The sequence below is a fragment of the Vibrio olivae genome, assembly GCF_042428525.1.
Classification (GTDB): domain Bacteria; phylum Pseudomonadota; class Gammaproteobacteria; order Enterobacterales; family Vibrionaceae; genus Vibrio; species Vibrio olivae.
In genome coordinates this window covers 132,182-145,877 of record NZ_JBHMEP010000006.1, presented here as the reverse complement: position 1 = coordinate 145,877, position 13,696 = coordinate 132,182, and the positions used below count along the sequence as shown (strand labels likewise).

Below are 13,696 nucleotides of genomic sequence, written 5' to 3'. Positions count from 1 at the left end.
TCAATAAATTTCATTCTAAAGGCAAACTGGTGCAGTACGTAAAAATCCGCAACGCGATTATCGAGCAGATTGATGCTGGAATGTTGTCTTCTGGGCAAAAATTGCCGCCCGAGCGTAAGCTGGCAGAGTCTTTTGGTACGACACGTGTCACGCTGAGAGAAGCGCTGTCCCTCTTAGAGGCCGAAGGGAGAATCTTTCGTGAGGATCGCCGAGGATGGTTTATTTCGCCGCTGCCGCTGCACTTTGATCTGTCTCGACAAGTGAGTATTGAGCAATTAGCGGTTGAGCAGCAAAGAGCATTTCAAGTTAGTGTTGGAGAGGTTAAATCCATGTTGGCCAACCAGCAAGCTGCCGAACTCATGCATTTACCTCCCTTTAGTGACGTCATGAGTATTGAGCGTACACACTTTCTGGATAAGCGACCAGTGGCTTTCGCGATGCATTACACACGACTTGATCGCTTTACGAACCTTGCTGCCGGTGAATGGCAGGGGGCCTTACTAGACATCTATCAGCAGCAATTTTCATTTAAACCTCATCAAATTCGTTATCGGGTTCGTCCGTCTTCTTTAGTGGGCGACATCGCTCAAGTGCTACGAGCAACGGAAGGCAGCGCAGCGTTGCTCATTGAACGTTTTTATTGTGACAGCGATGGGACTGTGTGTTGTGTGGATATCGAATATTGGCGCCATGATGCCATTTTGTTGCAAGCCCAGGCCGATCAATCGCCATAAAAAAAGCCGCGATAAGCGGCTTTTTACGTTATTCACAAGGCGGAGCCAGGTGAATCATGGCTAATCCACCAAGGGATGTTTCACGGTACTTCTTGTGCATGTCTTTGCCGGTTTGATACATAGTCTCTATGACTTTATCAAGGGATATCAAACATTTACTATTGCGTTTGAGGGCCATGCGTGAAGCATTGATCGCCTTCATTGCTCCCATTGCGTTACGTTCGATACAAGGTACTTGAACTAACCCACCAATGGGATCGCAAGTCATGCCCAGTGAGTGCTCCATCGCGATTTCAGCAGCGATACAAATTTGCTCGTTACTTCCGCCTCTTAACGCGGTTAAACCGGCAGCCGCCATTGATGAAGAGACGCCGACTTCGCCTTGGCATCCCACTTCAGCACCTGAGATTGATGCGTTGGTTTTATACAAAATACCAATAGCGCCCGATACGCACAGGAAGTCTTTTAACTGCTTAGTATCGAGTGGGCGGATAAACTTATGGTAATACATCAACACGGCAGGGATTACGCCCGCAGCGCCGTTGGTGGGTGAGGTAACGACTTGACCGCCCGCTGCGTTCTCCTCACTGACCGCAAACGCAAATAGGTTGATCCAATCCATAACTTCCATGGGATCATTTTCGACCGCTGCATTTGCTTCAAGCTTTTTGAGTAGATTCGGTGCACGGCGAGTCACTTGCAGCCCACCTTCTAAAATACCTTCGGTATCAAAACCACGCTGCATGCAGAGCGACATCACTTTCCAGATTTGTTCGGCGCGCTCGTCGATGTCTTGTAACTCACGAAATGATTGTTCATTTTGCAAAATCATGCCGCCAAGACTTAAGCCGTTTTGTTCCGCTAGCGCTAACATTTGGTCTGCAGATTTAAAAGGATACGGAACCGATACCGACTCTTCGTTAATGCCATTTTCAAGTTCATCAGCGGTCGCAATGAAACCGCCACCGATTGAATAATAGGTTTCAAACTCGATTTGATGACCGTGACTATCAAAAGCAGAGATCGTCATGCCATTTTCATGTAACGGCAAGTTATCATTATGAAAACGAATGTCATGCTGATATTGAAAGCGAATGTCTCGCTCACCAGCTAAATTTAAACATTCTTGTTCAAGTGTGGAGGCTAGCGCGGCTTTAGCACTGCCCATTTTGATTGTATCTGGACGATTTCCAAGTAAACCGAGTATGACCGCGCGATCAGTATGGTGACCACGACCTGTTAGGGATAACGAGCCATAGAGATCAACCTGAATTCTGTCTACTTGATGTAAAATGCAATTCAGTCTCTGAGTAAATTGAAAACCGGCAATCATCGGTCCATTAGTATGAGAGCTTGACGGGCCGACTCCAATTTTAAAAATGTCAAAGATTGACAACATAACAACTTCCTCACACTGCCGAGTCATCGGCACTTTTCGTGCTGTTCTTTATAATTAACTATAGTTTAATGTTAACGTGTTGTTTTGAACTGTTACACGTCAGCATCTTCTGCTGGCGTACAGTATACATTTAGAATAGTGTTGTACAGTTATTCCATTAATTGGTGTGAACAAATAGTGAGAAGCGATTTGGCTAAAATAAACAATATTATAATGGTTCTTGGTAAGCGTCTGATAAATAACAGACTTACCCAACAAGGCAAGGCTCGCGTCGAATGGCTATTGCAGCACCTAAATCAGTTCAATCCAGAGCATACTCTAATTATGTTTTGTGGGGGGCTGACTCATGAGCAACACATCAGTGAAGCTCAGGCTATGGCTGATTTATTTAATGAGCAGCTTGTCGTGCGAGATATGTACTGGCCTCTGAATCGGTGGTGCCTGGAAGATAATTCAACCAGCAGCGTTGAAAACTTTTATTTTGCTGCCAAAGTCCTAACACAGCATCCAGACGTAAAGCCGGACGCGCTGCCGCTTCACATCACTTTATTATCGAACGATTATCATCTAGAGCGAATTTTGTCGATTCAGCGTTACTTACCCGAGCAAGGTCTAGTTAGGTTTTTACAAATGGAGTTGGCCGCGCATTCGATTCAAGCGCAAGTGTCGCTACGACGCCAAGATCATCTGTCTGTCGTTTATGGGTATCACTCTAACCAAGCGACATTATTTTTGTGTGTGGAACAGCTCACGCCATTTCGAGTTTATCTAGAGGGCGTACTGCACGGGAATATAGATAACCAAAATGCTCACTTAGGCCAGTTTATGCTTGAAGAAGCAAAACAGACCGTCCAAGCGATGCTGATGTTGATTGCCGAGAATCCTGAGCTTAAGTTTGCTAGTAAGGACGTGAATCGCGTGCATCAGTCACTGGAGGCTATTGATATTCCCATTGCTGTTGATGCACTGGCTTTCGCTCTCCAGCGTTTTCAGAGACCGTTAGAAAAGTTACGTCTTGCTTGTGACCCTGACCAAAAGAGCTAGCCACAAGCAGCAGAGCAAACAATAATCTTCTCTTCACCCTACCTGACGCTACAAAGACTGAATGAGTTTCGCCAGTTTTTGAATACCAGAAGCAATATCCTCTAAATCGATAGCGGAATAAGAAAGTCGAATATAGCGACTGCTCTGAGGATTCTGTGACGAAAAATACGCATCGCCTGGTTCGACTAGGATGCCTAACTTCTCAGCTTGGCTTGTTAACGTACTGCAGTCGAGATGATCAGGTAAGCGCAGCCAAAATGATCGGCCACCAATCGTTTCGTAATCGACGGTGTAAGGAAGGTATTGTTCAATCGCACGGCGCATCTCGCTCCATTTTTGTTTATCACTATTTCGTAGCTTTTTCAGATAATTGTCGTAATAACCCATTGAGAGAAAGAGTGCGCAGGTACGTTGGCTGGTCGCTGATGGATGGCGATACATCATTCGGCGGATCTTTTTGAGTTCACAGATCACATGTTTGCTTGCCACGATGTACCCCATCTGCATTGCGGGTGCTAAGGTTTTCGACAAACTGCCCAAGTAAATGACACGTCCATGCTTATCCAAGCTTTTGAGGTTTGCTGAGTGACCAAGGTGGTTAAGTTCACTTTGATGATCATCTTCAATTAATACGAAATCCCTCTGCTCAGCCGCTTCCAACAAGGCCTCTTTACGCTTTGCTGTCATGGTGATATTGGTGGGAATTTGATTGTCTGGCATGGTGTAAATGTAGTCGCATTGACTCAGTGTGGGACTCAGTGCGATGCCTTGTGTATCAAGTGCAAGCGGTTCGAGCTTAGCAAAGTGCTGGGCAAATATTGTTCGAGCACTGATATACCCAGGTTCCTCCATTCCAATTGTGGTATTGGGGGAGAGCAGTAAATTGGCCAATAGGTACAGTGAATTTTGATTGCCAATGGTCAGCAGTATTTCGTCGTTGCTGGCATGAATTCCACGCTTTGCTAAGACTTGCGTTTGTAGCTGTTTGATGAGTTGTGTGTCATCAGTATCGATGGATTCAGAGTTCCAGTCACGAGCAATACCACTTTTCTGTGCCAAGCGTTCACACTCACGCCATTGGGTAAAAGGAAACATTGAAGGCGCTGGGCGATGACCGATAAAAGGATAAGGGTAGTTACGCCAATTGAGAGGCTTGTAAGCTTTTTCGTGCTCACGGTGCTGAGTATTGAACCTCTGCTGCCAAAATTGCTGTTGAACTGCAGGGGATGGCGCTCTTTGGGTCGCGTATTGGCTTGGTAAGGGAGTTGAGTCACCGCTTTGTTTAGCGAAATACCCCTTTTTTTGCTGGCAATAAATCACGCCTTCGTCGACAAGTGACTGATAAACACTCATGACCGTTTGGCGACTCACTCGCATCATACTCGCCATTTGACGATATGATGGCAGAGCTTTATCCGCATAAACCCCTTGTCTGATGTTATTCAAAACATGTTGTTTGACCTGTTGCTCGCTACTTGATGAAAGGTCAATTAACTGCTCGTTTCTCATTCAAACCCATCCTTGTGTTATGAACTTGGTGAATTAGTTAATAAACTGATTCATAGAGTAAGCATTTCCTATGCCAAACGTGAGACTTAAGATTGAGTGATGGGGACGCTTGAATGTTGGGGGAGTGAAAGTGTGTTCAGCTCAATGGCTATCAAGCCATATTCGATTAAATACCTCAAAAAAACGATAAGAGATTGTGAACCGAGAAAGTATCAATAGGTTTCTTTTTGTGATTTATGCACGTTTTGGTGCAATATATTTCCCTATTGCAGTGCGGTATGTTTAATCGATCAAAAAAGCTGGCGTTAAAAACACCAGCTTTTTAGTGACTTGAGTTTGGAGCGATTACTTACTTAGGTTGCTCAGTAAGCATTTCAAAGCGAGTTTTCGCCGCACCCAAAGCAATTAAGCAGTAGCACAATAGCTCCATTGTTTCTTCGGAGATATTTTTAACATCACGAATGTAGCTATCGCTCATGACGCTTTGCCAAAATGAACCCATGCCATATAACCGAGAAAACACTAGCAATAGCATTACGCCTCCGATCAACATATTCATATGGCGTGATTTCAGGATTTGCCCCATCTCATTAATGCTCTGTTTTCCACCTTTATAAGCATTATAAAGGGCAGCAAAAGTCACCAATAGAGCTGGGTAGACCCAAGAGCCGTGAGCGATCATATCGAACCAAACGTCCATTTCCCGAATCATGAGTACCACAAAAAACGCGGCAATTAAGTAAGACGCATGTTTAACTTGAGACATACGACGCCCTAGGCTAAAGAAGCACACAGCGCTGCCCGCAAGCATGACGAGTTGCAGGGTTTCGGTCAGGGATTGCTCACCTAAGCTGACTCCGAATAGGGTGTAGTCGACACGAATACTCAAGTTAACAAGGATGCCGATAGCGACAATCATAAGAGCATTAAGAAGTTGTCTATAAATGGTTTTTTTTGTATCGGCTGTTACTACGGAAGGCGTTGAATTTTTCGACGCCGAGACAGAATTATTCTCTTCTACTACCGGACTGTTTGTTTTCATGATGAACACCTCAAGTGTTAGGTTGAGCGAGCGATCTATGTCGCTTTTTTCCTACTTTATGTGATTACGCTCGCATTTTATTCCTACTTTCTGATGAAATGTCAGGGGAATGTCAGGAATAAAACATTGTTCATTTAAACTTTAAATTGAGATTTTGGGACTTGCGGCCATGAATTTAGTGTGCGCACGATCACACTGTTGATTTTACGGTGAGTAAGGTGGGAGGAGTAAGGAGTTTACGACTCCCTACTCAATATTGCTTTATTGATGAGCTAATTCGCTTTTACTTTCGTTTGCTGATTTGGATCTTCATGGTGCTTTCGATAGTATTCCCACTGCTCAACGCGTCGATCTTTATCTTGCGTGTCATCAGAGAAGACGCAATAGGTTACGCGAGCATTGTTTTCGGTAACTGTTTCTAGCTGAGCGCCGCGTTGAACACAATAAATAGAGGCAGGATTTGTTGTTGTCGCCCATTCTTCCACATTATATTTGTCAGGTTCTTGGGTGGTACAGCCAGTGAGCGCGGTTAACGCAGCGATGCCCATTAGCATAAGCGCTTTATTCATTTCCTATCTCCAACTTAACTTTGCTTTTAGTAACAAGAGTATAGGGGAGCGACAGAAAAATATTGTCTTAGGTTTGTTAAAAGAGATTCGCTGTCTAAAATTAAGTCAGAGCTTCGTTCCAAAATGCTTTGACTGATTACACATAGGCGTCTCGATTTTGTGACGGCGGAAGATTAAATTGTGTTTTTTGAATCAGTCAGTAATCGAATAAAGGTAGGTTAAGTTCATGATTCAAAACAAGTATCGCCTCGTAACTCGCAGTGACTTTGATGGTTTAGTCTGTGCGGTATTGCTTAAACAGCTCAACCTTATCGAAGAGATAACATTTGTGCATCCTAAAGATATGCAAGATGGGAAAATCGCTATTACTGATAATGATATCGTGACCAACTTACCCTACGTCGCTAACGCTCATCTTGTGTTTGATCACCATTTGTCCGAGACCATTCGCAACGAAGATAAACAGGACAATCACATTATTGATCCCAACGCGCCATCAGCTGCGCGTGTTGTTTGGAATTATTACGGTGGTTTAGAGGCGTTTCCTCAAGCATGGTGTGAAATGATGGAAGCGGTGGACAAGGGCGATTCAGCGCAATTTACTCGAGATGAGATTCTCGATTCAACCGGCTGGAATTTACTGAACTTCTTGATGGATGCACGAACGGGGTTAGGGCGTTTTCGTCAGTTTCGAATCTCCAATTATAACTTAATGATGGACCTCATTGATTATTGTAAAGATCACACGATTGAAGACATTTTAGCGCATCCGGATGTGAAAGAGAGAATCCAGTTATACCGAGAACACGAGAACCAATTTAAAGAGCAATTGCTTCGTTGTTCAACGGTTTATCAAAACTTGGTTTTCCTCGATCTTACACAAGAAGAGACCATCTATGCGGGCAATCGCTTTATGATTTACGCATTGTTCCCACAATGTAATATCTCCATCCATAAACTTTGGGGATTTCAGCGACAAAATATTGTTTTTGCGGTTGGCAAATCTATTTTTGACCGCAGCTCTCGGACGAATATTGGCGAGTTGATGTTGCGCTACGGTGGCGGTGGACATAAAGCGGCTGGCACATGCCAAGTGCCGTTAGAAGGTGCGTCTAAAGTGGAAAAAGAGTTGATTACCGCCATTAACGCTGTAGGTTAGTGGCGGGTTGAGAGCCTAAAGCGGCATCACTCGGTTGCGGCCAAGCTGCTTAGCTTCATACAGGAGCCTGTCCGCTCGATTTATCAATTGTTCAGGTGTATCCCCCATTTCCCACTCAGCAACACCAAATGAAGCGGTGATGTTGCCCACTGCGGTATCCGTTCGCTTATCTCGAATCGATAATTTCGCCATGGCTCGTCGATTGGTTTCTGCAAATTGACGAGCAATACGTAGTGATTTATTGGGAACAATAAAGGCAAACTCTTCACCGCCAAATCGATAGGCGGATATACCTTCTCGGCAACTCGATTGCAGACGCTTTGCAATACCTTTAAGAATGGTGTCACCAAACAGATGCCCATAGTCATCGTTATACGATTTGAAATGATCAATATCCAGCAGCACGAGACACATTGGTTGTTTGGCGTTACATAACACGGAAATATCTTCATCAAATGAACGACGGTTGTATAAACCCGACAAGCTGTCAAACAAGACATCTTTTTGAACCGCGGCAAGTTGTTCCTTGAGGCGAGTGATTTCTGTGCTGGCGATAGTGAGTTGTTCACCTAGCTGCTGTGTTGATAACCGAATATCATTAGAACCATCAACGAGTTGACGGATAACTTTCATCACTTCTTCAATCGAAATATTCTGCGAGTTGACATTTTCCAGTGAGGCTAAGCTGTTATCGATCATCTGTGAAAAGGTCGATGTATCGCTAATGGTGTCACTCATCGCACTGGAAACTTCATTCGCTAAAATCTCAACGTTTTCACGAAAGTGAGCGATATCAGTGAGTTCTCGATCTGCGACGTAAGTTTGGTAGAGCCAACGGGTTTTCGCTGGAGGGCAAAGACCAAAATCTTCAATGATGCGGTCAATATTGTCATTCAGTTCTGGAATAGCATGTTCTACGTAGGTGTACCAAAGTGCATAATTTTCTGGAGTGGTGGCCACCTTATTTTTCAACATTAAAGGTATGGCTTTCTTTAGGTTTTCTGCGGCCTTTTTAAATTCATCGTGAGTCATGGATAAGCACTAAGTTGCACCAATTAATTACTCTAAAGCTTAGCGGATTGTGCAAGTATTTGCTTCTGATTTTATTGAAAACCTTGAATGAGAACGGCGTTTGGTAAATTAATGACGATTTTTTGTGTGGTTTTTGACCGCTCATTGGGTGGTGCTTCGTCACTCACCCATAAGTTGTAACGCTTTGAGTGAGTACTCTGCCTGCATTTATCGGGCTTTGGCAATCGATAAACTTGTCGATATTCAAGCGGATAAAAGCGCTCAAATTCATAGCCTGACAAAATTCATCATCAAGCCATCACAAAATTGATTACATTTTAAAACGCAGTTTTGGAATGCAATTGTCGGCATGGAAGGCGTGATACGCAGATGCCAAGTCAGCGCTGAGGATTGTAGAAAATGAGTGTATTTTACTAACAATGAATGAGGCTAAAATGAAGATAAAACGTTTCGTCTTGAGTAGTATTGGCGTTTTTCTGTCGATTTGCAGTGTGTCGACTTGGGCAGATGATTTTGTATCCAATCTAACCATTCAAGAAAACCAGCCAGGCTTTTGTAGTGCCGATGGCGATATTCAGGAGACCAGTAACGCCGGTTTTAGCGGTGACGGTTATGTGAATGTTGTCAACCAAAGTCATACTCAAGTTGTATGGCGAGTTGAAGTGCAATCCAGTGGAACCTACCAATTCACGTTTAAGTACGCGAACGGCAGCAGTAATGCGCGTGAAGCCAATTTGGCCATTGACCAACACGCACAGACTTTAATGCAAAATGCGACAGGTGGGTGGGATATTTGGGCGCAAAAGACGATTTCATTATATCTGACACCAGGTACGCATACGGTTCGGCTTCGAGCAGTATCACCATCTGGTTTGGCAAATATTGATTACCTAAATATCGCAGGGGGCGGGGTGAAAGTCGCCAATTGTGGTGCCATTGCGCCTCATCCGCAATGGGCCAACAGCTTCGTATCCGGTTGTGATAATGGCGCGACGAGCGGGTTGAGTGCTAGCCGCATTTATTATGTAACTCCAAATGGCAGTGCCAGTAACGATGGAAGCAGTTTTAATACGCCGCTGGATTTAATCACTGCAATTAACCGGGTACAAGCTGGTCAGATGGTTCTTCTTCAATCGGGTACCTATACCATTCCCTATCAGCCTGGAGACAAAAATACATTGAACATCAGTCGCTCAGGTCAACAAGGTGCACCAATCTATGTTGTGGCGGCAAATTGCGGTCGTGCTGTCTTTGACTTTTCGTTTCCTGAGGATGCTTGGGTTCAAGATTCTTATGGCATCTATTTGACGGGAAACTATTGGTATTTTAAAGGAATCGAAGTGACAAGAGCGGGATATCAAGGGGTATATGTGACCGGAGAGCACAATACGTTTGAAAATAGCGCGTTTCACCACAATCGTAATACCGGGTTTGAAGTCAACAAAGGGGGCGCTTATACCACTGTCATCAATTCGGATGCCTATCGAAATTATGACGTGAAGAAAAACGGTAGCATGGCGGATGGGTTTGGTCCCAAGCAAACCCAAGGGCCTGGAAATCGGTTTATTGGGTGTCGTGCATGGGAGAACTCTGACGATGGCTTTGATACTTACGACAGTCCACAGCCAGTTGAAATCAGTGACAGTTGGGCGTTTCGCAATGGCATCAATTATTGGAACGATTCGCAGTTCAGTGGTAACGGCAATGGGTTTAAGTTGGGAGGCAACCACGCCGTGCAAAACAATCAAATCACCGGTTCAGTAGCGTTTGATAATGTGGCAAAAGGGTTTGATCAAAATAACAATCAGGGTGGGATGACGGTCATTAATAACACCGCTTATCGCAACGGGATTAATTATGGTTTTGGCGGAGATTTACAAACCGGGCAGCAAAACTATTTCAGAAACAATATTTCCTTATCAGGTAACGTTGATATCGCGAACGCAAATGCCAGTTTCAATTCCTGGGATAGTGGCCCTTCGGTATCGGGTGCAGATTTTATCAGTTTAGATACTGATTTTGCGACGGCTGAACGTCTTCCCGACGGGCAGTTACCCTTTATTCCATTATTGCGTTTAACGCCCAGTGCTGCGCAGATTGATGCGGGGAGTTCTCAAGGGCTTAATTTTCTGGGTAACGCCCCTGATTTAGGTGCGTTTGAACGAGAGTAATCGCCACCAAATAACAGAAAAGCCAGTCACTTATCATGACTGGCTTTTTTGTTGATGATCACCTTGTTCTAAGTGGTATCGACAGAATGTGCGAGCAAGTGTTATTGATCACATGGGTGGTTTATAGCCCATTCTTAAACCGCCCCAGTGACGCTGGTTAATGTAAATTGGCACAGAAAGGTCATGCATCACTTCGCCTGTATCACGCTTATAAGTTTGTAACAGCATGGATTGAGTGTGTTGACCACAACGCTGACCCACACGGTCAGAAAAGATTCGTTTTGTTCGGTTGTGAATCATATCGTGTTGTGTATCGCCGGTGAGTGTTTGGCAAAATTGATTGTTATGGGTTGGTACATAGCCTTTGTCATCAGTGGCAATGGCATAGATTATTTCTGCTCGCTCAGCTAAGACAGGCTCTTGCAGCTGAGGTAATACAGAATCACAGTATCGATCAAACTGTGACTGATACTTCGGTGGGGTGGCCTCCCCTAAACGTTGATATTGGCGACTAAACAACTCAGATTCGGTAATTTGGCCTGATTGGATGTCTTGCTCAAATTGAGTGCCAATCTGCTGTGCTAATTGACTGGCCAGCTGATAAAACGGCCAATGAACACTTTGTTCGTCGTGTTCGACCAGAAGAGCATTGGTATGCTCGGCCATTTCCATTAGGTTTTCCGCTTCTTTTTGCAGTTTCATCAGCTCCGTATCGCTGGCAGAAAGTTCGTGTTCAACGCTGCCTATTGCCGTGGCAATCTGACGTAGGCCTTGTTCATTGGATTCCACACCATGAGTAATTTCTGAAACTTGCTGCTCCACATCCTTTGCTTGGGTGGCGATTGACTGCAGGCGTTCGCCGACACTGGTAACCTTGGCGGAACCTTGTTCTACTTCAGTCGATAACGCTTGAATGGTTGACGTCACTTCTCGAGTCTCGTTAAAGATGAGCTGAACAATTTGTGCGACCTCATCAGTGCTTTGTGAAGTCCGCTCGGCTAAACCGCGGACTTCATCGGCGACCACGGCAAACCCTCTTCCTGATTCGCCAGCCCGCGCCGCCTCTATGGCGGCGTTTAATGCGAGAAGGTTGGTCTGTGATGCAATGTCTTCTATAACCTGAGCAACATTTTTTATTTTGGCCACTTGGTCATCAAGTATGGTGATTTGTTCAACGGAGGCCGAAGTTTGAGTGGTAATTTGCTGCATGCCATTTACCGCTGATTCAAGCTCTGTCAGGCCCTCAAGACTTGAGCCTTGCATGTACTGGGCGGCGCTTAGTGCTTGCTCTGCTGAATTTGAGGTGGTTTCTAGGGTGTGAGTGATCGCTTGCGAGGTGTTGGTGACATCTTGAATCGATGCCACTTGCTTGCTGACCTGAGATTGCAGTTGGTCTATGGCAAAAGAGACTTCTGCAGCGCTGACTGCATTTTTGGTTATCTCTGGCGAGAGCTGTTGTGTGACGGTCTGATTGTGACTGGACTCTAAAGGCAATGGTGGTGTGGGGCGTTTAATAAATTGCAGCGACCATATCAGCAAGTTTGTTACCACCAATAAAATCGCGGTATTTTGTCCAAATTGCATTGTGGCAAAAGTCGCTGCAGTCGCAGTGATCACCAAAGCCAATCCGTATTTTGTTAACCAAGCCGCCATATTCCATCCTAACGTTATGTTAATAATATGTTATTGATTAACTATAGCCATTTAAGATGAGAAAACAGGTCCGTCAGTAAGACTTTAACTAAAGTATGATAGAAAAATACCTTCTTTATGTTAACCGAAGCTTAGAGAAAGAAAATCGACGTAAAAAAAGCCAGCATATTGCTGGCTTAATCTACTGATAAACGTTACGCGGCATTGACGGTTTGATAGTTACCAAGCAGTGCATTATAAAACTCACTGTCGTTTAGAACACCGACGACCTGATTATGCTCCATAAGCAAAACAGGGTGCTGGGAACGGTGTTTAAGTTCAATCGCTTCACGCATATCGATGTCTGGGCTAGCAATAATCAGCATGCTTGAGCCGATGTTTTCGAGGTCAAGGTTGGCGGTACTCCAATGCACAACCTCAAGCGGCTTTTCACTGAAGACTTCCAAGTTGTCGTTGGCTGTTGTCACCCAAATTTCATCATGTTCACAGATACACAGTTTCTGCTGCTCTGCTTTGAGTTGATCAATTGGCTGCATCAGTGAGCGACCCTTTAACACATTGAGAGGGTTAGTATGAGCAACAAAGTCTTTTACATACTTGGTTTCTGGCGTCAACACAATCTCTTCGGGTTTACCGTGTTGAATCAATTTACCCGATTCCATAATCGCGATGTTGTTACCCAGTTTGAGCGCCTCATCCAAGTCATGGCTGACAAATAAAATGGTCTTATTGAGCTTACTTTGCAGTTCAAGCAATTCATCTTGAAGCTGCGCTCGAATCAATGGATCAAGCGCGGAAAAGGGTTCATCCATGAGAAGGATGTCGGTATCCATGGCAAAGGCGCGCGCTAAACCAACGCGTTGCTGCATACCGCCGGACAGTTCATGAGGGAATTTGTCTTCCCATTCGGCAAGCCCCACCATTTCAAGCTGTTTACGAGCGCGTTCCCGGCGTTCTGACTTACTGACTCCTTGCATATCGAGTCCGAAAGCCACGTTATCTACAACACTTAGCCATGGCATTAACGCAAATTTTTGAAACACCATAGAAACACGGTGAGTCCGCAAACGGCGCAAGGTATTTTCGTCACAGGACGCGAGATCGATGTTTTCGTCGGCGTCTTTGATTTTTAGTGAGCCACGAGAGATGGTGTTCAAACCATTAACGGCGCGAAGTAGGCTTGATTTACCCGAGCCCGATAGCCCCATCAATACACAGATCTCACCTTCTTTGATCGATAGGCTTACGTTGTTCACACCAACCACTTGGCTGGTTTGATCGATGATTTCTTGGCGAGTTAAGCCTTGATCGAGCAGAGCGAGTGCCTTTTGTGGCGATTGACCAAATACGACATCAAGATTTTCTATTGTAATGGCATTCATCG

General features: G+C 44.6%; 11 protein-coding genes. 4 read left to right on the top strand and 7 right to left on the bottom strand.

Features of this window, described 5'->3' with window-relative positions; translation table 11 throughout:
* Positions 1-29: 29 nt before the first annotated feature.
* Positions 30-734, top strand: a complete 705-nt coding sequence (locus tag ACFFUV_RS16960) for a UTRA domain-containing protein (RefSeq protein WP_390194985.1) — start codon at positions 30-32, stop codon at positions 732-734.
* Positions 735-762: 28 nt separating this feature from the next.
* Here the strand turns inward: ACFFUV_RS16960 and ACFFUV_RS16955 are convergent, their stop codons facing one another.
* A complete protein-coding gene (locus ACFFUV_RS16955) occupies positions 763-2,133 on the bottom strand; it encodes an L-serine ammonia-lyase (RefSeq protein WP_390194983.1) in 1,371 nt (456 codons plus the stop codon).
* Positions 2,134-2,322: 189 nt separating this feature from the next.
* Here ACFFUV_RS16955 and ACFFUV_RS16950 point away from each other — a divergent pair, with 189 nt between their 5' ends.
* Positions 2,323-3,177 (top strand): YdcF family protein, encoded by an 855-nt coding sequence (locus ACFFUV_RS16950; protein WP_390194981.1) that lies wholly within the window; start codon positions 2,323-2,325, stop codon positions 3,175-3,177.
* Positions 3,178-3,225: 48 nt separating this feature from the next.
* Here the strand turns inward: ACFFUV_RS16950 and ACFFUV_RS16945 are convergent, their stop codons facing one another.
* The 3 genes from ACFFUV_RS16945 to ACFFUV_RS16935 form a co-directional block, all read right to left on the bottom strand.
* Positions 3,226-4,686, bottom strand: coding sequence for an aminotransferase-like domain-containing protein (locus ACFFUV_RS16945; RefSeq protein ID WP_390194979.1), 1,461 nt, complete (start codon positions 4,684-4,686; stop codon positions 3,226-3,228).
* Between the two features lie 349 nt (positions 4,687-5,035).
* Entirely contained in the window at positions 5,036-5,728 is a 693-nt protein-coding gene (locus ACFFUV_RS16940) for a hypothetical protein (RefSeq protein WP_390194976.1), read from the bottom strand.
* A 272-nt stretch (positions 5,729-6,000) separates the two neighbouring features.
* Complete coding sequence (locus ACFFUV_RS16935) at positions 6,001-6,297, bottom strand: putative hemolysin (protein WP_390194973.1); 297 nt, start codon at positions 6,295-6,297, stop codon at positions 6,001-6,003.
* A 226-nt stretch (positions 6,298-6,523) separates the two neighbouring features.
* Here ACFFUV_RS16935 and ACFFUV_RS16930 point away from each other — a divergent pair, with 226 nt between their 5' ends.
* Positions 6,524-7,456, top strand: coding sequence for a DHH family phosphoesterase (locus tag ACFFUV_RS16930; RefSeq protein WP_390194970.1), 933 nt, complete (start codon positions 6,524-6,526; stop codon positions 7,454-7,456).
* 15 nt (positions 7,457-7,471) lie between these two features.
* On the opposite strand, the gene ACFFUV_RS16925 is transcribed toward ACFFUV_RS16930, so the two are convergent.
* On the bottom strand, positions 7,472-8,488 hold the full coding sequence (locus ACFFUV_RS16925) for a GGDEF domain-containing protein (protein WP_390194967.1): 1,017 nt from the start codon (positions 8,486-8,488) through the stop codon (positions 7,472-7,474).
* A gap of 434 nt (positions 8,489-8,922) precedes the next feature.
* On the opposite strand from ACFFUV_RS16925, the gene ACFFUV_RS16920 reads away from it, so the two are divergent.
* A complete protein-coding gene (locus ACFFUV_RS16920; protein ID WP_390194965.1) occupies positions 8,923-10,659 on the top strand; it encodes a right-handed parallel beta-helix repeat-containing protein in 1,737 nt (578 codons plus the stop codon).
* Positions 10,660-10,767: 108 nt separating this feature from the next.
* Here ACFFUV_RS16920 and ACFFUV_RS16915 read toward each other — a convergent pair whose 3' ends face one another.
* Together ACFFUV_RS16915 and choV are read right to left on the bottom strand one after the other, a co-directional pair.
* The gene (locus tag ACFFUV_RS16915; protein WP_390194963.1) at positions 10,768-12,312 is read right to left on the bottom strand and encodes a methyl-accepting chemotaxis protein; all 1,545 of its coding nucleotides are present in this window, start codon (positions 12,310-12,312) and stop codon (positions 10,768-10,770) included.
* A 194-nt stretch (positions 12,313-12,506) separates the two neighbouring features.
* On the bottom strand, positions 12,507-13,694 hold the full coding sequence (gene choV, locus ACFFUV_RS16910) for a choline ABC transporter ATP-binding protein (protein ID WP_390194960.1): 1,188 nt from the start codon (positions 13,692-13,694) through the stop codon (positions 12,507-12,509).
* Positions 13,695-13,696: the final 2 nt, after the last annotated feature.